The organism is Psychrosphaera algicola, from assembly GCF_028401425.1.
Taxonomy (GTDB): domain Bacteria; phylum Pseudomonadota; class Gammaproteobacteria; order Enterobacterales; family Alteromonadaceae; genus Psychrosphaera; species Psychrosphaera algicola.
In genome coordinates this window covers 2,723,792-2,748,889 of record NZ_JAQOMS010000002.1, presented here as the reverse complement: position 1 = coordinate 2,748,889, position 25,098 = coordinate 2,723,792, and the positions used below count along the sequence as shown (strand labels likewise).

Below are 25,098 nucleotides of genomic sequence, written 5' to 3'. Positions count from 1 at the left end.
TGGTTGGTTTAGCTAGTTATACTTAAGCGGTAATTTTAATTTCTTGTATCTCATACACCCATGTTAAAAAACAAACTTACCAAATTAATAGCACAAACAGACCTGAAAATTAGTGACTTGCAGATAGATCAATTAGTCGCCTATGTTGAGTTATTGCATAAATGGAACAAAGCCTATAATTTAACGTCTGTGCGTGAACCTGAACAGATGTTAATAAAACACATAATGGACAGTCTAGTTGTAAGTCCTCACTTACTTTCTGTTACTGATATTAATAATAAGTTTATTGATGTAGGTACCGGATCAGGGTTACCGGGGATCCCACTAGCGATTATAAATCCGGATCTAGAATTCACGTTGCTCGATTCCCTTGGTAAACGAGTGAGATTTATGACTCAAGTTAAACTCGACCTAGGACTTAAAAATATTATTCCTGTACAAAGTCGGGTAGAAGATTTCGAAGGCGAGTTTGCTGGCGTATTAAGCCGAGCATTTGCATCGATTTCAGATATGGTCAATTGGAGTCGTCATCTTGTTGCACCTAATGGCCGATTTTTTGCGTTAAAAGGTCAACTTGCAAAAGAAGAAATTGAAGCTTTGCCTGATTTTGTTAAAGTTGACTCAATTGCACCGTTAGTGGTGCCGAATTTAAATGCTGAACGACACTTAGTGTTGCTTAAATCGCAATAGAAAACGTCGCAATAAATTAGAATATGGATCATAGATAACGTGGCAAAAATTATAGCGATAGCCAATCAAAAAGGTGGAGTGGGCAAAACCACTTCTGCGGTCAATTTAGCTGCGTCAATGGCAGCAACAAAGCGTAAAGTTTTGTTAGTCGACTTAGATCCCTAGGGTAATGCAACTATGGGCTCTGGTATTGATAAATATGAAATTGAATTCAGTGCCTATGATCTATTAGTCGAAGATACGCCTTTCGAACAAGTTGTTCAGACAGAAACGTCTGGCGGCTATCACCTTATTGCCGGCAATGGCGACGTCACCGCAGCTGAAGTCAAAATGATGGAAATGTATGGACGTGAATTGCGTTTGAAAAAGCCTTAGAAAAAATAAAAGACAATTATGATTTTATTTTTATCGACTGCCCCCGTCACTCAATATGTTAACTGTTAATGCAATGGCTGCGGCAGATTCCGTTATCGTGCCGATGCAATGTGAGTATTATGCCCTTGAAGGGTTAACCGCATTAATGGACACAATAACTTCGCTGGCGAGTGTGTTAAATTCAGAATTAAAAATTGAAGGTATTTTGCGGACTATGTACGATCCGCGAAATCGTTTGGCCAATGATGTTTCAGAGCAACTAAAACACCATTTTGGCGATAAAGTTTACCGTACAGTTATTCCAAGAAACGTTCGATTGGCTGAAGCCCCAAGTTTTGGCTCGCCTGTCATGTATTACGACAAGTCTTCTTCTGGTGCAAAAGCTTATTTGGCATTAGCTGGAGAAATTTTACGTCGGTCGGACAAAGCAGTAAAAGCCGCTGCATCATCATAAACGTCAATTTGTAGTAAAGGAAAAATAATGTCTGCTCGTAAACGTGGATTAGGAAGAGGTCTTGACGCTCTATTAGCGACCCAATCGAATAAAGCCGATCCAACAGGAAATTCAACAGCGCAGCCTAATGACGAAATTGCGGCTGTGTCGAAACTTCCGATTGAAAAATTGCAACCTGGTAAATATCAACCTCGTAAAGATATGTCTCCTGATGCTTTAGAAGAACTTGCCGCATCAATTAAAACCCAAGGCATTATTCAACCAATAATTGTTCGACCTGTTGGCGATGATCAATATGAAATTATTGCCGGTGAACGTCGATGGCGTGCATCTCAAATCGCCCAATTAGACTCGGTACCTGTCATTGTCAAAGATGTTCCAGATGAAGCGGCCGTTGCTATTGCGCTTATCGAAAATATTCAACGTGAAGACTTAAATGCAATGGAAGAAGCGATTGCTTTGCAACGCCTTCAAGATGAATTCGAATTAACACACCAAGAAGTAGCAGATGCTGTCGGCAAATCAAGAACATCGGTCACTAACTATTTGCGTTTAAATAAACTCGAAGACGATGTAAAAACCTTAATGGAACATGGTGATCTTGAGTTTGGACACGCTAAAGTGTTACTGGGTTTAGGTGGCGATGAGCAAGTGTTAGCTGCACGTAAAGTTGTCGCAAAAGAACTAACCGTTCGTGAAACTGAAAAACTGGTAAACAGTTTATCGCAGGAAGCTAAGCCAAAAGCAGAACAAGTTAAAGATCCTGACGTAAAACTACTCGAACAACAGTTAGTTGAGAAACTAGGTGCCAAAGTAGAGATATCTTACAATCGAAAAGGCAAAGGAAAAATGGTTATTTCCTATACCTCACTCGATGAACTAGATGGTATTTTGAACCACTTAAAATAAGTCGGTTTAACATTTAGAGATAATATCAGCGGATCCAGTTTATTCGCTGATATAACCATATTTAGATTATTTACTCTAAGTGATCTAAGAAAATATGTTTGTTTATACGCAAAGTAACTGAATAAACATCATTTAATAATCAATATTCACCATGTTTATTTCACTAAATACACTTAGCTGCCAAACTTTAGTTTTAGTAAGTTGCAACAAAAGTGTCATTTTTGTCGCGTTTAGTTAACAAAATCAACGATCTGCCTGTTCGCCGAAATTATTGGTATTCACTGCACGCAACGCGGAAATAGAGCTTAAAGGATAAAGACACAATAAGGTTGGCAAAACTTGCAAATAAACCATTTAAACGTATAATTTCGCGAGTTTTTGACTCTTGATGCACCACAATTTAGCAATTGTGACGTTTTTAGTTCAGTGGAGTCAGTTTTTGCACCAAGTAGGGTGCGTATGACAAGTTAGGGTAATCGATTTTTGGTACAACATCTTTCCCAGATAAATAGAGTCAAAGCATTTAAGTTTTTGGCTTTGCAAATTAGCATTGGGATGTTGTTAGCGATTACCGTAGGAATTATTTGGGAAGTGCAAGCTGGCCAGTCATTTATGATTGGCGTTATGTTAGATGTACTTCCTGCTTTTATATTTACTATATATGCGTTTCGTTTTAGTGGGGCAAGACAACTACAACAAGTTGCGGCTTCATTTTATCGCGGTGAAACGGTAAAGATAATGTTAACTGGTGCGCTGTTTATTTTAGTCATCAAGACCCTTCCGGTTGTATTTCCGGCGTTATTAGCAGGGTTTGTGATTATGAAAGTTAGCCAGTTTATGCAATCGATTTTTTTAATAACTTTAAACTTTTGGGAAATTAACAATGGCTGGTGAACTCACTACACAGGGTTACATCAAGCACCATCTGACCAATGCGTCAGTGGGTGAAGGCTTTTGGACATGGCATGTGGATACACTTGCTTGGTCTATCCTTCTCGGCTTGGTATTCATTCTTTCATTCCGCAGTGTCGCTAAAAAAGCAACTGTCGGCGTACCGGGGAAATTTCAATGTTTTGTTGAAATGATTGTCGAATTTGTTGGTCAAAGTGTTAAAGATACTTTCCACGGCAAAAACCCACTTATCGCACCATTAGCATTAACCATCTTTATGTGGGTATTGTTAATGAATACAATGGATCTTATCCCAGTTGATTTCTTGCCTTCTTTAGCGCAATGGATCGGCGGTCTAATGGGTTATGACCCACACGACGTATATATGAAGGTTGTACCAACTACAGACCTTAATATGACAGCTGCATTAGCACTGGGCGTGTTTGTCCTAATGATTTTCTATTCGATTAAAATTAAAGGCTTTGGCGGCTTTATGAAAGAGCTTTATGCTCACCCGTTTAATACACCTTGGTTGTACTGGTTTAACTTTATTATTGAAGTTATTTCTTTGCTTGCTAAGCCAATGTCTTTAGCTTTACGTTTATTCGGTAACTTATATGCAGGTGAATTGATATTCATCCTAATTGCTGGTCTGATTGGTGTTTGGCAATTGCCAGCTCACTTTATCTGGGCTGCATTCCACTTATTAGTTATACCGCTACAAGCGTTTATTTTCATGATGCTAACTATTGTATATTTATCGTTAGCTCACGAAGATCACTAATTTTTAAGATTTTATATAGATGGCTAATCACCATCTATAGGACAGGAAGTCCTATCAAGTTTTACTTTTAACTTTAACTTTAACTTAACTAACCATTTGGAGATAAAAATGGATCCAATTATTTACATCGCTGTTGCTTTACTAATCGGCTTAGGTGCACTTGGTACAGCTATCGGTTTCGGTATACTAGGTGGCAAATTCTTAGAATCTGCTGCTCGTCAACCTGAACTAGCTCCACAGCTGCAAGTAAAAATGTTCATCGTAGCGGGTCTAATCGATGCTATCGCGATGATTGGTGTGGCGATTGCGTTATACTTGATGTTCGCACTTTAATTAATTCGTCCATTCCGAACATTAAATTAATTAAGGAGAGCGGTTGTGAATCTTAATGCCACTCTGTTAGGCGAAGCGATTGCATTTATATTCTTTGTCTGGTTTACGATGAAATACGTATGGCCAGTATTGAATGGTGCGATTGAAGAACGCCAGAATAAGATTGCAGAAGGTCTTGCTGCCGGTGAACGTGCAGAAAAAGACTTAGAACTTGCCCAACATAAAGTAACTGAGCAGTTGAAAGACGCTAAAGCTCAAGCTGCTGATATTATTGAGCAAGCCAAAAAGCGTGCGACACAAATCGTTGATGAAGAAACAACCCGTGGACATGAAGAGCGTGAGAAAATCATTGCTCAAGGTCAAGCGGAAGTTGAAGCTGAGCGCAATCGCGCGAAGGAAGATCTTCGTCAACAGGTTTCTGTTTTAGCCATTGCTGGTGCAGAGAAGATCTTAGAGCGTCAAATAGATGCTGCTGCCCATAGCGATATCCTAGATAAACTAGTTGCAGAACTTTAAGCAGAGGAATAGAGCAATATGTCTGAATTGACTACAGTAGCTCGTCCCTACGCTAAAGCTGCATTTGATTTCGCTGTAGAAAGCCAAGCAGTTTCGAATTGGAACGACATGTTATTTTTTGCTTCAGAAGTTGCAAAAAATAGCGACATTGTTACCTTTTTGTCTGGCTCTCACTCACCAGATGCTACTTCTGATTTATTTATCAAAGTATGTGGTGAACAACTGAATGAAAACGGTCAAAACTTTGTAAAAGTATTGGCCGAGAATGGACGATTGATTGCACTTCCGGCTGTTGCTGAAATGTTCGCAGAACTTAAAGCAGAGTACGAGAATGAAATTGAAGTGGAAATCACTTCAGCAATCGAGATGACAAGTGCGCAGGAAACTGCATTATCTTCGTCATTAGAAAAACGTCTAGCACGCAAAATTAAGCTGAATTGCAGCGTTGATAACTCTGTTGTTGGCGGGATGTTAATCAAGGCGGGTGATACCGTTATTGATGCAACAATCCGCGGCAAGTTAGATCGTTTATCACACGTATTGCAATCGTAATTGGGGATTTGAGCATGCAACTTAACTCAACTGAAATCGCCGAACTGATCAAGAAAAGAATTGAACAGTTTGACGTTGTCAGCGAAGCACGTAACGAAGGTACTATCGTATCTGTTACCGACGGAATCATCCGCATCCACGGTCTAGCTGACTGTATGCAAGGTGAGATGATCGAGCTTCCTGAGTAACCGCTATGCTATCGCCTTAAACCTAGAGCGTGACTCTGTAGGTGCGGTAGTTATGGGTCCATATGCGGACCTTAGAGAAGGTACAAAAGTTAAATCTACTGGCCGTATTTTACAGGTTCCAGTAGGTGACGCGCTACTAGGTCGTGTTGTAAACACACTTGGTGAGCCAATCGATGGTAAAGGTCCAATCGACGCTGCTGGTTTTGAACCAGTAGAAAAAATTGCACCTTGGTGTAATCGAACGTCAATCGGTAGACGAGCCAGTTCAAACTGGTTATAAGTCTGTTGACTCTATGATCCCAGTTGGTCGTGGACAACGTGAACTTATTATCGGTGACCGTCAAACAGGTAAAACTGCGTTGGCAATCGATGCAATCATCAATCAGAAAGATTCTGATATTAAGTGTGTGTATGTCGCTATCGGTCAGAAAGCGTCTACTATCGCTAACGTTGTACGTAAACTAGAAGAGCACGGTGCGTTAGATAATACTATCATCGTTGCTGCATCTGCTTCTGAATCTGCTGCATTGCAATTCTTAGCGCCATTCTCTGGTTGTACAATGGGTGAATATTTCCGTGATAACGGTCAAGACGCACTAATCGTATATGATGATTTGTCTAAGCAAGCTGTTGCTTACCGTCAAATCTCTTTGCTTCTTAAACGTCCACCAAGGTCGTGAAGCATACCTAGAGTGACGTTTTCTATCTTCATTCACGTCTACTAGAGCGTGCTGCTCGAGTAAATGACGTTTATGTTGAACGTTACACTGAAGGTAAAGTTAAAGGCAAAACAGGTTCTTTAACAGCACTTCCAATCATTGAAACTCAAGCAGGTGACGTATCAGCATTCGTCCCGACTAACGTAATCTCGATTACCGATGGTCAAATCTTCCTTGAGTCTGACATGTTCAACGCAGGTATCCGTCCAGCTGTAAATGCTGGTATCTCGGTATCTCGTGTTGGTGGTGCGGCACAAACAAAGATTATCAAGAAACTAGGTGGTGGTATCCGTCTAGCACTTGCGCAATACCGTGAATTAGCGGCGTTCTCTCAGTTTGCATCTGATCTAGATGAAGCAACTCGTGCTCAATTAGAGCATGGTGAGCGTGTAACTGAGTTGATGAAACAGAAACAATATGCACCAATGTCAATTGCTGAAATGGGTGTTTCATTGTTTGCTGCTGAAAAAGGTTATTTACAGGACATCGAAGTATCTAAAGTATTGGACTTCGAATCAGCGTTAATTTCATTCATGCAAAGTACTTACACTGAGCTTATGGATAATATTGATGCAACTGGTAACTTCAACGGCGAAATCGAAGCAAGTTTGAAAGAAGGCATTGAGAAGTTCAAAGCGACTCAAACTTGGTAATTAGGTTAAGTGAGTTCGCTATTAAAGCGTAACTCACTTTCGTTGAACGTTTATCGGAGAATCACATGTCCGGCGCAAAAGAGATAAAAGGTAAGATCGGTAGTATTAAAAATACTCAGAAGATTACCAACGCTATGGAAATGGTTGCAGCTTCTAAAATGAAGAAAGCTCAAGACCGTATGGCTTCTAGCCGTCCATATGCGAAAACTATGCGTAAAGTGATTGGTCACATTGCACGTGGTAGCTTGGAATTTCGCCATCCATATTTGGAAGAGCGTGAAGTGAAACGTGTAGGTTATGTGGTGATTTCGTCTGACCGTGGTCTGTGTGGTGGCTTGAACGCAAATGAGTTCAAAGCCGTAGCAAAAGATGCTGAAAAGTATTTCAAAGCTGATGTTGAAGTTGACTTCGCTGCGATTGGTACTAAAGCTATCGGCTTCTTTAACCGCTTTGGCGGTAAAGTAGTTGCTGCAAACTCAGGACTCGGCGATGCACCGTCTGTACAAGACGTTGTTGGTTCTGTTCGCGTTATGTTAGACGCTTACAATGAAGGCAAAATCGACCGCTTGTTCGTTGTGTATAACAAATTTGTTAACACAATGACGCAAGAACCGACGATCGATCAGTTATTACCTTTACCAAAATCAGAAGATGAAGACATGTCAGGAAACTGGGATTACATCTACGAACCAGATCCTAAAGTGTTGTTAGACGCTTTATTAGTTCGTTATGTGGAATCACAGGTTTACCAAGGTGTCGTTGAAAACTCAGCTTCAGAGCAAGCTGCACGTATGGTTGCAATGAAAGCCGCTACAGACAATGCGGGTGACCTTATCAACGATTTACAATTGGTTTACAACAAGGCACGTCAAGCAGCCATCACTCAGGAAATTTCTGAGATATGTGCTGGTTCTGCGGCGGTTTAGGTTAACAAAAATTTATGAGGAAATGTCATGAGTCAAGGTAAGGTCGTACAGATCATTGGCGCAGTTGTGGACGTTGAGTTCCCACAAGATGCAGTACCTGCGGTATATGACGCAATACAAGTTACTAATGGTAAGCTTGAAGGCTTAACATTAGAAGTACAACAACAGCTTGGTGGTGGTATCGTTCGCGCAATCGCGATGGGTACAACTGACGGGTTGTCACGTGGTGCTGTTGTCGTCGGTACTGGCAAAGGAATCGAAGTTCCTGTAGGAACTAAGACCCTAGGTCGTATCATGGACGTACTAGGTAACCCTATTGATGAAGCGGGCCCAATTGGTGAAGAAGAGCGTTATACAATTCACCGTGAAGCACCTTCATATGAAGAACAATCAAGTTCTACTGAACTTCTAGAAACTGGTATCAAGGTTATCGACCTTGTATGTCCGTTTGCTAAAGGTGGTAAAGTTGGACTATTCGGTGGTGCCGGTGTTGGTAAAACCGTAAACATGATGGAACTTATCCGTAACATCGCAATCGAGCACAGCGGCTACTCAGTATTCGCAGGTGTTGGTGAGCGTACTCGTGAGGGTAACGATTTCTACCATGAAATGAACGAATCAAACGTACTAGATAAAGTATCTCTAGTTTACGGCCAAATGAACGAGCCTCCATGAAACCGTTTACGTGTTGCCTTAACTGGTTTGACAATGGCTGAGAAATTCCGTGACGAAGGTCGTGACGTTTTATTCTTCGTTGATAACATCTATCGTTATACACTAGCTGGTACAGAAGTTTCTGCACTACTTGGTCGTATGCCTTCAGCCGTTGGTTACCAACCAACACTTGCTGAAGAAATGGGTGTTCTTCAAGAACGTATCGCATCTACTAAGACTGGTTCAATCACTTCAATCCAAGCGGTATACGTACCTGCGGATGACTTGACTGACCCATCACCAGCAACAACGTTTGCTCACTTAGATGCTACAGTTGTACTATCTCGTGATATCGCATCAAAAGGTATTTACCCAGCGATCGATCCACTAGATTCATCTTCACGTCAGCTTGACCCATTAGTTATTGGTCAAGAGCATTATGACGTTGCACGTGGCGTACAAACTGTATTACAACGTTACAAAGAGTTAAAAGACATCATCGCTATCTTGGGTATGGACGAATTATCTGAAGAAGATAAACAGACTGTATCTCGAGCTCGTAAGATTGAACGTTTCTTATCTCAACCTTTCTTCGTAGCAGAAGTATTCACTGGTTCTCCAGGTAAATACGTATCGCTTAAAGACACTATTGCAGGATTTAAAGGCATTCTGAATGGTGACTACGATGAACTACCAGAACAAATGTTCTACATGGTTGGTTCTATCGACGAAGCGGTAGAAAAAGCGAATAAATAGAATACGGAGCGTACAATGGCTGCAATGACTGTCCACTTGGATGTAGTAAGCGCGGAAAAGAGATTATTCTCTGGTCTTGTTGAAACATTACAAGTAACAGGTAGTGAAGGTGATTTGGGTATTTATCCAGGTCACGCGCCTTTACTTACTGCCATTAAACCTTAGGCATGGTACGCGTAGTTAAGCAACACGGAGTAGAAGAGTTTTTCTACGTTGCCGGTGGTATTTTAGAAGTACAACCTGGTAGCGTTTCCGTGTTGGCTGACACAGCTCTTAGAGCAGAAGACCTAGATGAAGCAGAAGCTTTAGCAGCACAAAAATCTGCTGAAGAAGCTATTGCAAATCCAGGCGCTGACTTTGAATATGCTGAAGCAGCAGCTGAGCTTGCTCAAGCTATTGCACAATTACGTGTTATCCAACAAATTCGTAAAGGCTAAATTAGCTTCCTAGAATTTATTTTGATTTACACTTCGTGTTTAGATTGAAAGTTAAAACCCAGCTTAGGCTGGGTTTTTGTTTTTACGTGTTTGACTAGCCTACCAACTTTACTTCCATAATTAATTGCACTATTCCGTCGATCCCTCATTTGTAGATAAAGGCCCCTAATGCCCCACAAAGGGCGATGTTTCGCCGGGTAATACACCACAGCTCATTATCTTATATTGACGCTTAAAACGGCTTTTTGCGTGCCTTAATACACATAACACCTGCGGTTAATGGTTCAATTACACTAGTAGAACCAACCGTTACGGTATAAACGCCTGTAATTTCAGTTTTATGGTTACTTATTTAGCTATTTGGTTAAAAGCAGCCCTTTCGCTAAGGACGGTATTTTTTATAAAAACATGTTGGTTTTAGATTATTCAACTCGTATCTTTTCAATATCGTAGATGTTCTAAAAAAGACACTTTTCTGTCATGGCGTTGTCTTATTTTCAGCTTATAAATTGCCAAACTGATTAACACTTTGCATTTTATTGTTCGTAAATAGTTAAGGGTAACCCATGATAAAAGATATTAGAAAACAGCGAACGCGATTCTATGACGATCTTAATTTCCCTGAAGGGTTTAGACGTTGTGGACTTTTTACCGTCTTAGAAGCAGAATTCCTTACCCAAAATGGCCAACTTTTAAAGGCGTTAGCTGAATGTGCCATTGAACCTATCTTAGATGAAGAAAGAGAATTCGTAGATGCAATCGTTAATGGCGCAACTAGCACGCAATTAAGCGTAAAAGTATGGCGAAAATATCAGTTAGCTATAGAACATAGAAGAGCTAAACGATTTTTTATGTCAGCACATTGTGGAAATGGCCAAATCGCCATAAATACCTAGTAAACAATTGATAATGGCGAGCATAAATTTAGTGCTCAAATTAATATGGCTCGTCGGAAAGGCAAAACTTATTCTGAATATGGGATAAAACTAGAATTTGTTATCGTTCAGGTTAGAATAACCAAAATTAATTTTGAGTGATGGTCATGGTTCATAATATCGCAGTGAGAACTAAGCAAGAACAAGAAGAAATTCAGTACGATTTAATGACGTCTTATTGGGCTTATAAAGAAAAGCGTGGCCTAATGAGTAAACCTGAAATATTTAAATATATTCATCAAAATTACACTGACGTAGGCGTTCAAGAGCACCTTATATCTCGTTATGAATATTATAAAACGCTATAGCGTGTTCTTGCATGGTGAATGGGCGTAAGTCATTGTTCCATATGGAACGTAAGTGTTGTTATTTGTGAGTAGCTTACAAACGTACCAAAAAATATGGTCTGTAGTTCAGCTAATCCCTGTGGGGAAAGTTGCAAGTTACGGTCAAATCGCCGACCTAGCCGGTTTGCCGGGCAGAGCTCGGTTAGTTGGTAAATCAATGCAATTTATTCCCAAAGAAGGTCACAATAATAAACCCGTGCCTTGGTATCGAGTACTCCGCTCGTCGGGTCAATTGGCTTTTACGCTTGGTAGTGAAGACTTTCAACGACAAAAAGCGTTATTGATGGACGAAGGCATCTTTCTTAAGGGCCGAACAGTATCCTTAAAACAATATCAGTGGCATCCAAGTCTTGAACAACTGCTTTTCGAATTAACAAATTAATGTTTAATCAAGTTTAATCAATTTTGAAATCTTGTGGTTGGATGAAATAACGCCCGTCTTTGATCAGTGGATTAGGTGTAATGTAATTGTTGGGTATGGATATATGCACGGTTTTGCTTTCATTTTTAAGCGGATAAACTGATTTTGTTAACTCATGGCGTTTCATTAGGGCTTCTATTTCACCAAGTTGTGCAAGTTTATGCATACCTTCTTCTAAATCTTTACCTAGCTGCTCGTTCTCTTTATTAGTATAAAAATAAACCGCAAATGGGTAATGCAATAATATATTTGGATAGCTGACTAAGTCTGGGTAGGTACGTTTACGCATAACTAACTCATTTTCTGCATCGTGATACCCGCGCGGAAAATAATCACAACGTTTAAATTTTACCATTTTAAATAAGCTTTCATACTGCACTGAAGTTGTGACAGGTAAACCTGCATCTTGCAGTATTTTGGTATCAGGCCAGTGTTCGCCCTAGCAAGCAATCATTTTTCGGAGTGCTTTGGCGTTTGTTATCTTATTAAAAGAAGGAAGTGACTCTTTCCGAATAATGAATTTACGAAAACCAATGAGTCCTCTTGTTGTAGGGACTGGGATTGCGCGCAATGTGTGATCTAGCTCTTTACTTGCGCCAAACCAATACAAATTAATTGTTTTACCTTTTTTAAGTTCAGCTTCTGCGCGGCCCTAGGACAAACTAACTTGATTAAGGGTGCGAACTTGGTAGTCACTTCCGCTGACTTGGTTTAACGCAAGGTTGATTAATTTAACGTGATAATCATGGGAAATATCAAAAACCGAACGAGGAGCTGGTACTTTAATTATTGTACTGTATGCCAGAGGGCTGGCGGATATGGCAATAAAGAACAAGAGCCGTTTATAAGTTTTTAACAAGGTTAACCCGTAATTTGTAAATTGAGTCACTATAATATAACCCAAAAACTCAAAAACACGCGATATGGAAAGAAAAAAGCCATATCAAGTTTGTTAACATTCTGTTCCGAATTCATCTAGTTTTATTGCCGATTTACGTTAGACTTTTGTTTAATTGCTAAAGATGAAGAATAAATTATGGTTCAAATAGACTATCAACAAGCTCGACTTTCTCGAGACGCCCGATTTGACGGTGTATTTTTTACCGCAGTGAAGACGACTGGGATCTTTTGTCGTCCGATTTGTCCAGCCACGCCCCCTAAAGAAGAAAACGTTGAATATTTCGAAACAGCTTCTGAGGCTTTAGTTTCAGGATATCGACCATGTTTACGGTGTCGTCCAGAGTCTGCGCCCTTTTCTCCTGCTTGGTTCGGCACAGCAACAACGGTTAAACGAGCGCTAAATATTATTCACAACGAAGGTTTTCACGATTTAAATTTGACTACTCTTGCTGAGCGTCTAGGCATTACTGATCGATATTTACGAAAGCTGTTCGAGCAACAATTAGGGGTTTCACCAAAAGCTTATATTCAACATCAGCAAATTTTGTTTGCGAAAGCATTATTACATCAAACTCATTTGCCTATACAAGATGTAGCCTTTTCCTGTGGTTTTAATAATGTTAGGCGATTTAACGACGCATTTAAGCGGATCACGACTAAAACACCAACGGAGATCAAAAAACTTCACACTGCAGACGTGCCTATTCGTCTGCAGCTCAATTACCAGCCACCATTTAACTGGCAGCATTGGCGAAGTTTTTGCGAATATAGGCAGATCAATACGGTTGAAACACTTGGGCAAAGTTCCTACGGTAGAACATTCACTTGGCAACAGCCTGATGGTCAGTATGTTAAAGGTTGGTTTAATGCGGTGCATCGGCCAGATAAACATGGATTTAACGTTAGTATTGAACTTGATAACCCGAAATACCTCTATCAAGTCAGTCAGCGCATTCGTGAAATTTTTGACTTAGATGCCAACGTCGCGCTCATTGAACAGTCACTGCGCAGTGCGGGTTTACCCGATCATCATATTATTTCGGGGTTACGCATTCCTAAATGTTGGGATGCATTTGAGGCGGGGATCCGAGCTATTTTTGGCCAACAAGTTTCGGTAAAAGCAGCGACAAACCTATTGAATACGTTAGTGGAGCAGTTAGGTGACAGAAAGTGGGTGGCGTTGCCCGCTAATCACATAAACAATGGTGACAAACCCCATGAACGGATCTGGTTTCCAACCCCAGAGCAAGTCGCTAAATCTGACTTGGCCTTTTTAAAGATCCCTGGTGCTCGAAAACAGACCATTTTAAATCTGGCTAACCACTTTGTTGCAACAAAAGGAACAGGTGCTGAAAATGATATTGATCAATGGTTAGCATTAAAAGGCATTGGACCTTGGACTGTTGAGTATGCAAAATTACGCGGTGAGGGTCACCCGGACATCTGGCTTGATACCGATTTAGGTATTAAAAAGGCATTGGATATTTTCCCAAGCATTAATGTCGAGCATGCAAAGCCTTGGCGTTCATATATGACATTTACTATGTGGGGAATGTTATGAAAATAGATCCGTATAATAAAGAGCAAGGCACGCAATTAACACGCTGGCTGACCACACCACTGGGGCCACTAGAAATTAGAGTTGTTAATTTCACCTCTAAACCCGCTGTTTATAAGTCGATTGTCTTTGTAAAAGAGTCTGATTTGGTTGATGTCGAAAATTCCGATGAACACCCATTATTAGATTTAGCCTTCACTCAATTAACTGAGTACTTTGCTCACCGTAGAACCGAGTTTAATGACTTACTTTGTCATTTAAGTGACTTTGGTACTGAGTTTCAACGTCAAGTTTGGCAGGGCCTTACTCAAATCCCCTATGGCGAAACCTGTTCCTATGGGGATCTGGCTAAAGTTTTAAATAACCCTAAGGCTGTAAGGGCGGTTGGGGCTGCAAATGGTAAAAATCCGTTAGCGGTTGTTGTGCCCTGCCATCGAGTAATTGGGGCTAATGGCACACTTACTGGTTATGCTGGTGGATTAGATAAAAAACAATGGCTATTAATATTTGAACAACAGCAGATCCCACTGCTATAACCGACACAACGTTTTTCAATTAAGGAGTTTGTATGCAATATGACGTAAATACACCTGAACACTATGTCGCTGCATTAGAAGATGACTGGCGAAAAGAAAAGTTGTTATTACTGCAACAGAAAATACTCGAAATGGCCCCAGAAACAGAACTTTCTATTAACTACAAAATGCTGTGTTTTAAAATTAATGACATTGTAATGTGTCATTTAAATGCCCAGAAAAATACGGTTAGTCTATATGTTGGAAATATTTCAAAAGTGGATCCCACAGGTCAGTTATTAGAAGGGTATAATTTAGGAAAAGGTTGTATCCGTTTGAGTAAAACCAAATCAATAACAAATGAAAACTTTACGTCGTTTTTAACAAAAATGGTGACGATGGGACGATCTGGAATTGATTTGTCATGTTAGTTGCGGGTAACTTGAATAAGCCAAAATTACGTTAAATTGATGTAGTCTTTTATGGTTTGTACAAACAACCAACCATCCATTTTACATTGGGCATCAAACATTTTTTTGATGGTAATTATATGATCAAAGTCTATCTTTTGATTTTCACTTAGATTAAATAAATCTAGCGTCCAATCTTCATAGGTCCGAACCCCAATGGGGGCATCAACAACTACTTTTAAATTGGTATGTCTTGTGTCGGCATACAACTTATCCATAAGTAATGATAACTTGTCGTGCTCACCTTCAATTAGCTGTAAAAAGCGCTGATTATGATAAAAAAGTGCACCGTAAATTTTGTGTTCTTCGTTAAAACGATTTGCACTAGTAATAATATCCTTTAACGTTTTATCAATAATAGCCACGTCTGATGTAAGCTCAGAAACGTAAACTATTACACGTAAGTTTTCGTTATTTTTCATTGTGTTATGACATCTTGGTTATTTAATTATTCTTTTTCACACACATTCTAATTGTCTACTCATTAAGTTAACCGATGTTTGAACATTGGCTAATCATTACTGTTTTATTAGACATATAAAATATTTATGACCGTATTAATTTCAATCCATGGGCGGCTTATGGCCTAAAAGTCGCCAAACAGTGCGACTCAAAATAAAACAGGTAACCTACAGTGTAGAACAGAAATAAGGAAATGTTCTAGCGCGGTAATTTTTAACCAAATTAAATCATTAAATAAGACCGTATAATTATGCACCTAGCAATTTGAGGTGTTTAATCTTTTTGTACCGCAATGCCATAGATAGACAATGTGCAAGAGCCGGATTGTCGGTAATTGCGTCAATATCAATTTGGATTATTTTAAACACAAGAGCTCGGTTACCTTGGTATACAAAAGTCTCACCGTAGATTTCTTTAAAGGTTTCAATTAAGGTTGTTTTGCAGTTGAAGTATAGGCAATATTCGTCGGGATGTTTGGCTTTCCAATCGAACCTGATTGTACTTCCAATTGGCGATATATAGCTGGGTTCGCCCCATTTTAAGGTTTCTTCCAACTTATCAATACCGTCTTGCTCTGCTACTTGGTAAATAAGTGTTCTTATCCGTAATAATGCGGCGGCAATATCGTCGGGATAGGTTTCAAACTTTTTCTGAACACTTAATTCCATAGGTAATCAGTCTTTTTAATTTAGCTGCGCAGAAGGTCGCAACATACTGTTTTGTGTTATATAAAATAATACGGAATGAATTCAGAAGCGAATTAACCACAACATTTTTTATATTTTTGCCCACTGCCACATACGCAAGGGTCATTGCGACCGGGTAGTTTATCTACTTTAACTGTTTCAGCTTTATTTAATAGCGTTGTTAGCTCAGCGATGGATTCTACAGCGCCCTCACTTAAATCTACCGTGATATCAACATACATTTGGGCTTCTGTAGCAAGTTTAGTTACTTCGGCTTTACGCGTCTCTGAGGTGACGATTAATTGCAGAGGTAATTTTTTGCTACTAGGCTTGTTATATAGTTTACCTTCGTAACCGTATTTTATGTGTTTTTGGCGAGCATCTTGGCGGCCTTTAAAAAAGAACTTATCTGACATGTTGTAACCTAAACTGTTTGAAATTAAAAAACGGCAACCATTTTTGATGGTGGGGCATATTTGGTCGGTACTAAAAACGCGCGCAGTTTATCATACAGCCCAGTTGATTACTTATCGTTGTGTGATAAATCGCCATGAATCTGTTTTTAGTTTGTTTTAACTGCAACGAGTCTTAAAAAACCATTGCGTGATCAACCATATAACGGTCATTGATATAAACTAAAACAATTTCGGCAACAAACTCGCCTTAGGCTTTGAGCAAAACGGCTTCTATATTACCGCTGCGGAATCGAAGGGGCTTAAAACAGCGATTTAACTCAATCTAAGTTGCCAATTTCCACCATGCTGTTGCTCGCAATTTTCTTCGGTATCAAAAATAATTTTTTTAATAGGGTCTTTGATCGCAATGCCGGTTTTTGACAGTTTGTCTTGTATTAATGAAATGATTTTCGAGTCGTTATTTGTTGTTCTAAACAGCGTTAAACTTTGGTTAGTATCAAATACGATGGCAATTTTTAGGCTATTTGGAAAATTAGAAAAATTGGCTAAGTGTGTAACCCATTTAAAACCTGAATAATCTTTTAACTTTGTTTCACATATGTCATTCAGCACCAGCGTAATTTGTTTGTCTAATTTTTTGTCTGTCTTTCGCATAGATGGATCTACTTGTTATTTGGGTGGTTCGAACATGAGTTGAAGGTTGTGAATTAAAATTCTAAACACCAGTTCTTTAAATTCATTTTAAGTAACTGGGTAATTTTTTGAATTACAAAGTCTAGTTTGAAAATTTAAATTTCTCTTGTACTGGGCATTCCAATTTTCTTTCTAATACTTGTTTATGTACTGCAATTATATTTCACAATCGGTGCGTCTTATTACTATATTGGGTGTCGCCCATTTTTAATCTTGAAGTCAGTGAGTAATCTTATAATGTCGCTCAACCCGTGTGGTAACTCTGCCCCATTTCGAAGATTTTACTCGATTTTGATGATATTCAAATGCATGTTCGTCAACAAATTCCTCGTAGACATGCAGTTTGTTCGGGTTTTGTTGATCATGTATTACTTCAAATATTAAGCACCTAGGTTCGCCGAGTGTTAATTTTATGTGCAAATCCAATTCTGAATTCACTTCCTTTAAATCTGCGTCAGGAATTATTATATAGCCCTGCAATATCACTTTTTAAGCATTTCATCATCACTTGAAAAGGCCATGTTGGCCTTGTTTTTTCTGATATTAAGTAAAATTAAAGTCCTAAATAATTAAACAGTACAAATATTATCGTAATTAACGAAGGTACACTTTGCACAAATAGGATCTTTTTTGACGATGTTATTGCGCCAAAAATACCGGCAACAAAGATACAGGATAAGAAAAACAATTGAATTTGCAGGCCAAAAAATGGATCTTGATGCACTAAGCCCCATATTAACCCTGCCGCTAAAAAGCCATTGTACAAACCTTGATTGGCAGCTAATACCTTAGTGGCGGTTGCAAAATCTTTTTAAATCCAAATGCTCTTAGCCCCGGTGGTTTATCCCAAAACCACATTTCGATAACTAATATGTAAATATGAAGCACGGCCATGAACAGCACGAGTATGTTTGCAGCAATATCCAAAATTATTTCCTACTTTTTGTGATTAAGCGATAACCCTTAAGACGAAGGGGAAGTTGTTTGAGGGTTTTCAATATGGCAACAATATATAGCCAAAAACCAAATAAGACACGCTAACATGCCTAACTTTTGGATGATTGGCAATAAAGAATACAAGGTATCTGTGTCGTAAAAGGTTGCATTTAACAATGGTAAATTGCCGGATATGAGATGTTAAAATAATTAAACGTTTAACGTCATGTCTTTTTGTAAACGTCTGGTTGGTGTAATTCCATAAACGATTGTGGCGAATGTAATTCGGTAAAACCAAACTGTTTATATAACTCGTGGGCGTCTCGAGTTGCTAACGCTATTCGACGTAATCCTTGTAACTCAGGGTGTTTAACCACTTCTTCCATTAGCCATTTACTTAGACCAATGCCTCGGTGATGCTCTAATACAAAAACGTCGGCTAAATACGCGAACGTTGCACGGTCTGTTATCATTCTAGCGAAGGCGATTTGCTCACCTGAATCGGTAAAAATACCAAAACACACAGAGTTGTTAATCGCTTTTTCCATCGTTTCAATCGGAATGCCTTTCGCCCAATAAGATTGAGATATATAACCATGAATGGCATTGAGATCCATATCCTTTAAGTTATTACTTACCCAGTAACCGGTAACCATTTTAGTTCTCCTTGCGGTGCTTGATAACGGTAGTTGTTTACCTAGTTGTTTGCCTATTTGAGAGCAACGACTAAAACACAAATTAGTAAAATGGTCGAAACCGGGGCCCATAATGCTCGTTCTTTTTACTCGGGGTAATGGTATTTGCAACACAACTTAATAAACATAAAGCGACGACCACCCAAATAGCATAGTCTGGAAAGACCATATGAAAAAACCAAAGTTTACATCGTTAACTAGTCCCGAATGAGAGAATACAACTTCAGCCATTAATAAAAGCAGTATGATTTGCATCACCGCTGCGATGCGTATTTTAACAGGTAAACGTCCCAAATTTTCCACCCATCGCCATTTCTCCCACGGGGCACCAAATATTAATGCAAACTGGAAAAGCACAACGACGGCAATAAAAATGCCAAATATATAGGTTGAAATAATGGGGAATGTCACGGTTAACGCATCCTTTTGTTTGTAAATCGTGAACTCACATTGTGTTATTGCAGAAACTTTTGCGCTTCGTTTACTTCGCAGTATTCAATTGGCGTTGGTTGATTATTTCTGTCAACTACCCAGCACTCGTCATAGATTGAACAATAACAAAGCTCAATTTGAATTGACTCATCGGCCATTTTAAATTCTTTTGCATGTTCGCCATTGTACACAAGCGGACTTATTGTATTTTGAGGTGATAAGGTACGGTTGCTTATATGCGACTGCACAAAGCTTTTAAATTGTGGGATTTCTTGCCAGTACTTTATATATGTGGTGCCGTTTAATACTTTGGCATCATGTATTAACGCGGGTCCAGTGCCATTATTTTTTATCGTGTAACTGAAGGAATCATGATTGTGACTTCTGAATATCTCCAATCTTGGCCATACAGAGGCTCTAGAATATTCCCGGTCAATATAAGCAGAATAAATAGATGTGAAAGCGGTTACTAGGCCAATTAGAAGCGCCGATAATGCCACTATCATCTCAGGGTTTTTATACCACTTTTGTTGGTCCATGTTTACGATTCCTAGGTCGGTATATCATTCATTATCTTAAAGCTTTTGCCATTATTGGCAATTTTAGTTAAAACGACAAGTTTAATACTAAGTCGAGTTCCTGATGGTTACTTGTCGGCGTTGCCCAATCCCCTATACAATGCGGGCAGTCGAATAGCTAAATGGACCATTTTTTGAAACTCAGTAAAAGATTAAAGCAAATAGAACAGATGGTGTCTTCCAGATATGCTCATATTTGGGACTGTTGCTGTGATCATGGCTATTTAGGTGCCGCTTTATTAGATCGTAATTTGGGTTCGACAATACATTTTGTCGATATCGTGCCGACGCTAATGACTGAGGTAGAAACTAAACTACAACGTCATTACCCACTTCAAAGCGCATTGTGGAAAACACATTGCTTGGATGTTGCAAAGTTGCCTATAGGGGATTTTAACGGTCAACAGTTAGTCATTATCGCAGGTGTGGGTGGCGATTTAATGATTGAATTTATTGAAGCGCTGCACAAAAAACAGCAAGAACATAAAAACCTGAAACTCGACTTTTTATTGTGTCCCGTACATCATCAATTTTCTTTACGTCAAAAATTAATCGAGCTTGGTTTCAGTTTAAACGATGAAGTTTTAGTCGAAGACAATAAACGTTTTTATGAAATCCTTCATGTTTCTCTCGCAAGCGATATCCAGCATGATATCAGTCCTGTCGGCGATAGTATTTGGCAGGGGAGTCCGCAGAACAAGAGAAGGTTGCCCAAAGGTATCTACATAAAACGCTTAGCCATTATCAGCGTATTCAAAAGGGGAACAACAAGGCACAGCACATCATAGATGCGTATAACCAGATTAACCTTAAATAGAAACAGCATTTAAAACCCACCTTAAGTCGAGGAATAGATAACTTAAGAATCATAGGTTTATTGACATTTCTGACTTAGCGATACCAACTTTTTGGATCAGATTGAAAATCCGATGCTACGAGTCGATTTAAGTAGGTAAAGTCACATTTATCTTTTATTTCTGAGTACACTTCGGCAAATGATGGTTTCGCTAAATGTAATTTTATTCCCTGAGACCAAGAGGTCCATGTATGTTTAGAAATACGCCCTTTGGCCCTTAAATAGACTTGTTCGTTGCTCAAATCAAGGTAATTATAAATGAGCTCACGTACCTGGTTTCTATCACTTTCTTCAACCGGTTCACCAATTAGCACACTTACTGGCAGTTCCATTGATAACGAGCGGTACTGTTGATCTAAACTATCTTCGAATGTCGCTTGCGCTTGCTCTTTACCGACTTTAATTTGCCACGCACCAAAACCAACGCCAAGCGCCGTAACCAACGAACCCACAGCGGTAGCCGCAGAGCTGACAACACCCCAATCAATTATCACAATTATTGTTCCTTATGCCGATTTAGTCCAAAACAGGTCACGCTATATTTTTATTACACGTAAAAATTGGTTCTACTTTAGCGAAGCGAAGGCAATAATCCAAAGAGTTTGTCACACACCTGACAATTGTTAATGGTTCACCGCTTGTTGGTGTTCCCTTTTAGACAACCAAAAATGGCCGTGCCAACCAAGCCCGATAGATAACCCCGAAACAATAAGTGCAATGATTCGAGTTTTACAATGGTTATGTATGTGAAAAACGGCACGCTATCGTTTTTGTATAAACGGGTATATGCTAGTTGTTCATTTAGGATATGTATAAGTTAATTATGAAAAAATTGTTAGGCATTTTTGTGCTACTTAGCGCTACGTTTTCGGTTTTGAGTGTCCCTAATGCGGATTCAAACCATGCTAAAAAGCCCGCAAATATATCAAACGATAATAGAAATCCCAACCGTAGCGGGTCGCGGTAATGTTCCTAAAATGGCTAAATATTTGGCAAGTGAATTTACTGCAGCAGGCTTTGCAGCAAAAGACATTCAAATTATTCCCAAGGGGAAACAGCTTCGTTAATTGTACGTTACAGAGGCGATGGTTCTTCGGGTAAAAAGCCCATCTTACTTATTGGGCACATGGACGTTGTTGAAGCATTAGCTAAAGACTGGGAGCGCCCACCGTTTAAATTAACCCAAGATGATAACTATTTTTATGGTCGCGGTACCATTGATAACAAATACGGTATTACTATGTTATCAGCGACCTTTATTCGGCTAAAAAATGAAGGTTTTATACCAAATCGTGACTTGATAATTGCCTTTTCTGGTGACGAAGAAACCGGCATGACAACTACCCAAATGTTAGCGAACGACATGCCAGAACTGGCAGAAGCTGAGTTTGCGCTTAACTCGGACGCAGGAGGTGGAGACTTGAGTGCAGACGGAAAGCCTGTTGCCTATTTGGTTCAAGCCGCAGAAAAACCTACGCCACGTTCGAACTTACTATTCGTAATGCTGGTGGCCATAGCTCGCGACCTAAAATGGATAATGCGATTTATGATCTCGCAGATGCGATTACTAAAATTCAGGGATACCATTTTCCTGTTCAATATAGTGAAATGACCCGTGATTTTTTCGGATATCAGGACAAAAGCTAGGGGAGAGTTGGGTCAAGCAATGATGCAATTTGCCAATAACCCCAATAATAAAGCGGCATCAGACCGGTTGGAAATCGAACCGTCTTATGTCGGTTCTACCCGTACCACATGTGTGCCTACGATGTTAAAAGCGGGACATGCAGAAAATGCCCTGCCTCAATCAGCAATGGTTACCGTAAACTGCCGGATATTCCCTAGGACAACGGTGGCGCAGGTGCAAAAGCAACTCAAACAAGCGATTAACAATGACGCAGTTGAGTTTGTCGTGACTGGCTCACCAGTTGAAAGCCCAATTTCAGAACCAAGAGCAGATGTGATGGCGGCGATTAGTAAGGCAGTTCATAGTCGCTATCCAAAAGTAGATATAGTTGTTTATATGGAGTCTGGTGGCACCGACGGCATGCATTTTCGTAAAGCTGGGATCCCAACTTGGGCGATATCTAGCGCGTTTATGAATCCAGATGACATGTTCGCACACGGATTAAATGAGCGTTTACCGATTAAAGCATTTTACGGTGGTTTAGATCATTGGACAATTATACTCAAAGCGCTAACGGGTAAATAATTAAGCATTTTCTGTCGCCTTGTTTAAGTATTAATTAAAGCATTTGATACAGAACTTAAACAAGGTGGCGACTAAACGGGTATGTAAAATCCATGTTGCTAACTACTTAACTGTGTCAGAGTGTTGGAATAACCAGTTGTAACAAGTCCCATTTGTTGCCGTACAAGTCTTGAAAAACAACTACCGTACCATACTCTTCAACACGGGGTTCTTCGTCAAATACCACGCCATTTGCTTTCATCAATTCGTAGTCGTACCAAAAGTTATTGGTTTGTAGGAACAGAAATACCCTCCCCCAGTTTGATTACCAACCGCTTTATTTTGCGCCTCACTGCTCGCTTCCGCTAACAGTAAGTTAGTGCCATTTGAGTTTGGCGGGGATACCAAAACCCAGCGTTTGCCATCTCCTAAGTCGGTGTCGGCGACTAACGTAAATTGCAGTTTTGATGTATAAAACTCAATTGCTTCATCGTAGTTTTCTACGACCAGAGATATTGCCCCAATATGTTGCACTGACTTTGACATGAAATCCTTAATTACTAACAGGGTTGAATGTATGTTTGACGGCTAAATTGATTTAGCAATTTTACCAAATTAAATAAATATAAAAGTAATAATACGTAATAAATAAAAAACCGTAATAGACCAATAGTGCATAGGAGGTTTAATTTATCCCCATTGTAATTGGCTGTGGGTTTAATCGATGAGATATTTATTCCTTTTAATAACGATATGTTTAACCGTGACACTTAATCTTGGTTACGCTCAAGATTATGAAAAACATAGAGTGATCATTTTAACAGACATAGAAGCAGATCCTGACGATACGCAGTCATTAGTCCGGCTGTTTTTGTACGCCAATGAAATCGACATTAAAGGGATTGTCGCAACAACGTCTGTTTGGCACAAAAACTCGGTTGAACCGGAGTCGATTGTTAAGGTGATTAATGCTTATAGTGAAGTTCAGCCTAATTTAGTCAATCATCAATCGGATTACCCAAGTGGCAAAGCACTTTTGCAACTGGTTAAATCTGGTTTGCCACTTTACGGTATGAAGGGGGTTGGAGATGGTCATGATTCTCAAGGTTCAGATTTGATCATTGCGGAGCTTGAAAAAATGATAAACGTCCGCTATGGATATCAACCTGGGGAGGCGTAAATACCCTAGCTCAGGCGTTGTATAAAATACGCAAAACCAAACCCGCTCATGAAGCCAAGGCGCTGATTGCTAAAATTAGGGTTTATACCATTTCTGACCAAGACGATAGCGGGATTTGGATCAGAAACAATTTCCCTAATTTATTTTATATTGTGAGCCCAGGTGATGACTATGGTAGCGCAACATGGACAGGCATTAATTCAGTTATCGACGGTATAGATAACAGCACAATAAGTAATAAGTGGTTTGCTACTAACATTCAGCAAGGTCACGGTCCTTTAGGCGCTCGATATCCAGATGTGGCTTGGGGCGTGGAAGGCGATACACCGGCTTTTTTATCTTTAATCCCGAATGGGTTAAATCATGCAGAAAAACCGAACTGGGGAGGCTGGGGGGACGATATGAACTCTATATCCCAGACTTTTCAAAAACTAAGGAAGGGGGATCGGATGTGATTATCGCCCCTGAAACCCGGGCAATTTGGACCAATGCCACAGATACGTTTACTCCTTATGTGGCGGGAGAATATGGCCGGGCAACCATCCCCGGTAAGCGTAGCTTTGAAGGTTATAAAGAAACGCTATGGCGCTGGCGAGATGATTTGCAAAATGATTTTGCGGCACGAATGGATTGGACAACTCAAAGTTATCAACAAGCGAATCACGCACCAATAGCGGTATTAAAAAGCTCAGATCGTATGACCGTAAAGTCTGGACAAAGTTTGGCATTGGATGCCAGTGATTCCTACGATCCAGATGGTGATAACTTGAGCTTTATTTGGTTTGACTACCCAGAAGCGGGCACTTATAAAAAACGGTTTCTACCGGTGCTGCCAATAATGCGCACGCGATCTACATAACAGCGCCAGAAGTAACCGAAACAAAAACGGTACATATTATTTTAAAAGTGTCTGATAAGGGCACGCCAGCTTTGTCGAGTTATAAACGGATTGTTATCACAGTTGAACCTAAATAGACCTGCAACAAAAAA

30 protein-coding genes and 8 pseudogenes are annotated in these 25,098 nt (G+C 39.7%); 25 read left to right on the top strand and 13 right to left on the bottom strand.

Features of this window, described 5'->3' with window-relative positions:
• The first annotated feature begins 60 nt into the window (after positions 1-60).
• From rsmG to PN838_RS14950, 15 genes and pseudogenes are all read left to right on the top strand, one after another.
• Positions 61-690: a 16S rRNA (guanine(527)-N(7))-methyltransferase RsmG gene (rsmG, locus tag PN838_RS15020; RefSeq protein WP_272181188.1), complete on the top strand. Its 630-nt coding sequence runs from the start codon at positions 61-63 to the stop codon at positions 688-690.
• Positions 691-729: 39 nt separating this feature from the next.
• Positions 730-1,519, top strand: a pseudogene (locus PN838_RS15015) (ParA family protein).
• 27 nt (positions 1,520-1,546) lie between these two features.
• Positions 1,547-2,428 carry a ParB/RepB/Spo0J family partition protein gene (locus PN838_RS15010; protein ID WP_215964540.1) on the top strand — a complete coding sequence of 294 codons (882 nt, stop codon included), beginning with the start codon at positions 1,547-1,549 and terminating at the stop codon, positions 2,426-2,428.
• A 531-nt stretch (positions 2,429-2,959) separates the two neighbouring features.
• Positions 2,960-3,322: an ATP synthase subunit I gene (locus PN838_RS15005; protein WP_272181187.1), complete on the top strand. Its 363-nt coding sequence runs from the start codon at positions 2,960-2,962 to the stop codon at positions 3,320-3,322.
• Entirely contained in the window at positions 3,312-4,103 is a 792-nt protein-coding gene (gene atpB / locus PN838_RS15000; protein ID WP_215964538.1) for a F0F1 ATP synthase subunit A, read from the top strand. Before PN838_RS15005 ends, atpB begins: the two co-directional genes overlap by 11 nt.
• A gap of 108 nt (positions 4,104-4,211) precedes the next feature.
• The gene (gene atpE, locus PN838_RS14995; protein WP_215964537.1) at positions 4,212-4,436 is read left to right on the top strand and encodes a F0F1 ATP synthase subunit C; all 225 of its coding nucleotides are present in this window, start codon (positions 4,212-4,214) and stop codon (positions 4,434-4,436) included.
• Between the two features lie 45 nt (positions 4,437-4,481).
• Positions 4,482-4,952, top strand: a complete 471-nt coding sequence (gene atpF, locus PN838_RS14990) for a F0F1 ATP synthase subunit B (RefSeq protein WP_215964536.1) — start codon at positions 4,482-4,484, stop codon at positions 4,950-4,952.
• An 18-nt stretch (positions 4,953-4,970) separates the two neighbouring features.
• Positions 4,971-5,504 (top strand): F0F1 ATP synthase subunit delta, encoded by a 534-nt coding sequence (gene atpH / locus PN838_RS14985; protein WP_272181186.1) that lies wholly within the window; start codon positions 4,971-4,973, stop codon positions 5,502-5,504.
• A gap of 14 nt (positions 5,505-5,518) precedes the next feature.
• Positions 5,519-7,064: pseudogene (atpA, locus tag PN838_RS14980) on the top strand (F0F1 ATP synthase subunit alpha).
• Between the two features lie 65 nt (positions 7,065-7,129).
• On the top strand, positions 7,130-7,990 hold the full coding sequence (gene atpG / locus PN838_RS14975) for a F0F1 ATP synthase subunit gamma (RefSeq protein ID WP_215964533.1): 861 nt from the start codon (positions 7,130-7,132) through the stop codon (positions 7,988-7,990).
• 27 nt (positions 7,991-8,017) lie between these two features.
• Positions 8,018-9,400: pseudogene (gene atpD, locus PN838_RS14970) on the top strand (F0F1 ATP synthase subunit beta).
• 15 nt (positions 9,401-9,415) lie between these two features.
• Positions 9,416-9,837, top strand: a pseudogene (locus PN838_RS14965) (F0F1 ATP synthase subunit epsilon).
• A 566-nt stretch (positions 9,838-10,403) separates the two neighbouring features.
• A complete protein-coding gene (gene maoP, locus PN838_RS14960) occupies positions 10,404-10,733 on the top strand; it encodes a DUF413 domain-containing protein (protein ID WP_272181185.1) in 330 nt (109 codons plus the stop codon).
• Positions 10,734-10,879: 146 nt separating this feature from the next.
• Entirely contained in the window at positions 10,880-11,080 is a 201-nt protein-coding gene (locus PN838_RS14955) for a hypothetical protein (RefSeq protein ID WP_215964529.1), read from the top strand.
• A 52-nt stretch (positions 11,081-11,132) separates the two neighbouring features.
• Complete coding sequence (locus PN838_RS14950) at positions 11,133-11,501, top strand: MGMT family protein (RefSeq protein ID WP_272181184.1); 369 nt, start codon at positions 11,133-11,135, stop codon at positions 11,499-11,501.
• A gap of 13 nt (positions 11,502-11,514) precedes the next feature.
• Here PN838_RS14950 and PN838_RS14945 read toward each other — a convergent pair whose 3' ends face one another.
• Positions 11,515-11,895, bottom strand: a complete 381-nt coding sequence (locus tag PN838_RS14945; RefSeq protein WP_272181183.1) for a hypothetical protein — start codon at positions 11,893-11,895, stop codon at positions 11,515-11,517.
• Positions 11,896-12,576: 681 nt separating this feature from the next.
• Between PN838_RS14945 and PN838_RS14940 the strand changes: the two genes are divergently transcribed.
• Genes PN838_RS14940 through PN838_RS14930 form a run of 3 tightly spaced genes read left to right on the top strand, consistent with a single transcriptional unit; the run spans position 12,577 to position 14,944 of the window.
• Positions 12,577-14,001 carry a DNA-3-methyladenine glycosylase 2 family protein gene (locus PN838_RS14940; protein ID WP_272181182.1) on the top strand — a complete coding sequence of 475 codons (1,425 nt, stop codon included), beginning with the start codon at positions 12,577-12,579 and terminating at the stop codon, positions 13,999-14,001.
• Positions 13,998-14,534: a methylated-DNA--[protein]-cysteine S-methyltransferase gene (locus PN838_RS14935; protein ID WP_272181181.1), complete on the top strand. Its 537-nt coding sequence runs from the start codon at positions 13,998-14,000 to the stop codon at positions 14,532-14,534. The genes PN838_RS14940 and PN838_RS14935 overlap by 4 nt, the downstream gene beginning before the upstream one ends.
• Positions 14,535-14,566: 32 nt before the next feature.
• Positions 14,567-14,944: a DUF1801 domain-containing protein gene (locus tag PN838_RS14930; protein WP_272181180.1), complete on the top strand. Its 378-nt coding sequence runs from the start codon at positions 14,567-14,569 to the stop codon at positions 14,942-14,944.
• 26 nt (positions 14,945-14,970) lie between these two features.
• Here PN838_RS14930 and PN838_RS14925 read toward each other — a convergent pair whose 3' ends face one another.
• The 10 genes from PN838_RS14925 to PN838_RS14880 all read right to left on the bottom strand — a co-directional run bounded on the left by PN838_RS14925 (position 14,971) and on the right by PN838_RS14880 (position 19,842).
• Positions 14,971-15,405, bottom strand: a complete 435-nt coding sequence (locus tag PN838_RS14925) for a BLUF domain-containing protein (RefSeq protein ID WP_272181179.1) — start codon at positions 15,403-15,405, stop codon at positions 14,971-14,973.
• A 288-nt stretch (positions 15,406-15,693) separates the two neighbouring features.
• The gene (locus PN838_RS14920) at positions 15,694-16,113 is read right to left on the bottom strand and encodes a DUF1801 domain-containing protein (RefSeq protein WP_215964523.1); all 420 of its coding nucleotides are present in this window, start codon (positions 16,111-16,113) and stop codon (positions 15,694-15,696) included.
• A 92-nt stretch (positions 16,114-16,205) separates the two neighbouring features.
• Positions 16,206-16,547, bottom strand: a complete 342-nt coding sequence (locus PN838_RS14915; protein ID WP_272181178.1) for a PBPRA1643 family SWIM/SEC-C metal-binding motif protein — start codon at positions 16,545-16,547, stop codon at positions 16,206-16,208.
• 312 nt (positions 16,548-16,859) lie between these two features.
• The gene (locus PN838_RS14910; RefSeq protein WP_272181177.1) at positions 16,860-17,201 is read right to left on the bottom strand and encodes a Fis family transcriptional regulator; all 342 of its coding nucleotides are present in this window, start codon (positions 17,199-17,201) and stop codon (positions 16,860-16,862) included.
• A gap of 258 nt (positions 17,202-17,459) precedes the next feature.
• Complete coding sequence (locus PN838_RS14905) at positions 17,460-17,726, bottom strand: putative quinol monooxygenase (protein WP_272181176.1); 267 nt, start codon at positions 17,724-17,726, stop codon at positions 17,460-17,462.
• Positions 17,727-17,793: 67 nt separating this feature from the next.
• Positions 17,794-18,006 carry a DUF1304 domain-containing protein gene (locus PN838_RS14900; RefSeq protein WP_272181175.1) on the bottom strand — a complete coding sequence of 71 codons (213 nt, stop codon included), beginning with the start codon at positions 18,004-18,006 and terminating at the stop codon, positions 17,794-17,796.
• 14 nt (positions 18,007-18,020) lie between these two features.
• Positions 18,021-18,167: a DUF1304 family protein gene (locus tag PN838_RS27945; protein ID WP_272181174.1), complete on the bottom strand. Its 147-nt coding sequence runs from the start codon at positions 18,165-18,167 to the stop codon at positions 18,021-18,023.
• Between the two features lie 233 nt (positions 18,168-18,400).
• Complete coding sequence (locus tag PN838_RS14890) at positions 18,401-18,832, bottom strand: GNAT family N-acetyltransferase (protein WP_215964520.1); 432 nt, start codon at positions 18,830-18,832, stop codon at positions 18,401-18,403.
• Positions 18,833-18,988: 156 nt separating this feature from the next.
• Positions 18,989-19,282, bottom strand: a complete 294-nt coding sequence (locus PN838_RS14885; RefSeq protein WP_272181173.1) for a hypothetical protein — start codon at positions 19,280-19,282, stop codon at positions 18,989-18,991.
• A 44-nt stretch (positions 19,283-19,326) separates the two neighbouring features.
• Positions 19,327-19,842 (bottom strand): hypothetical protein, encoded by a 516-nt coding sequence (locus PN838_RS14880; RefSeq protein ID WP_215964518.1) that lies wholly within the window; start codon positions 19,840-19,842, stop codon positions 19,327-19,329.
• A 173-nt stretch (positions 19,843-20,015) separates the two neighbouring features.
• On the opposite strand from PN838_RS14880, the gene PN838_RS14875 reads away from it, so the two are divergent.
• Positions 20,016-20,669, top strand: coding sequence for a tRNA (adenine(22)-N(1))-methyltransferase (locus tag PN838_RS14875; RefSeq protein WP_272181172.1), 654 nt, complete (start codon positions 20,016-20,018; stop codon positions 20,667-20,669).
• 103 nt (positions 20,670-20,772) lie between these two features.
• Here PN838_RS14875 and PN838_RS14870 read toward each other — a convergent pair whose 3' ends face one another.
• The gene (locus PN838_RS14870; protein WP_215964516.1) at positions 20,773-21,231 is read right to left on the bottom strand and encodes a hypothetical protein; all 459 of its coding nucleotides are present in this window, start codon (positions 21,229-21,231) and stop codon (positions 20,773-20,775) included.
• A gap of 408 nt (positions 21,232-21,639) precedes the next feature.
• On the opposite strand from PN838_RS14870, the gene PN838_RS14865 reads away from it, so the two are divergent.
• The 4 genes and pseudogenes from PN838_RS14865 (at position 21,640) to PN838_RS14850 (ending at position 22,949) form a co-directional block, all read left to right on the top strand.
• Entirely contained in the window at positions 21,640-21,804 is a 165-nt protein-coding gene (locus PN838_RS14865) for a hypothetical protein (protein ID WP_272181171.1), read from the top strand.
• 59 nt (positions 21,805-21,863) lie between these two features.
• Positions 21,864-22,091: pseudogene (locus PN838_RS14860) on the top strand (M20/M25/M40 family metallo-hydrolase); the annotation flags it as partial.
• 140 nt (positions 22,092-22,231) lie between these two features.
• Entirely contained in the window at positions 22,232-22,384 is a 153-nt protein-coding gene (locus PN838_RS14855; RefSeq protein ID WP_272182613.1) for a hypothetical protein, read from the top strand.
• 19 nt (positions 22,385-22,403) lie between these two features.
• Entirely contained in the window at positions 22,404-22,949 is a 546-nt protein-coding gene (locus PN838_RS14850; protein WP_272181170.1) for a peptidase dimerization domain-containing protein, read from the top strand.
• 115 nt (positions 22,950-23,064) lie between these two features.
• On the opposite strand, the pseudogene PN838_RS14845 reads toward PN838_RS14850, so the two are convergent.
• A pseudogene (locus PN838_RS14845) lies at positions 23,065-23,474 on the bottom strand (VOC family protein).
• 178 nt (positions 23,475-23,652) lie between these two features.
• Between PN838_RS14845 and PN838_RS27420 the strand changes: the two are divergent.
• Both PN838_RS27420 and PN838_RS27415 read left to right on the top strand, forming a co-directional pair.
• Positions 23,653-24,563 (top strand): annotated as a pseudogene (locus PN838_RS27420) (DUF1593 domain-containing protein).
• A 170-nt stretch (positions 24,564-24,733) separates the two neighbouring features.
• Positions 24,734-25,083 (top strand): annotated as a pseudogene (locus PN838_RS27415) (hypothetical protein).
• Positions 25,084-25,098 lie beyond the last annotated feature (15 nt).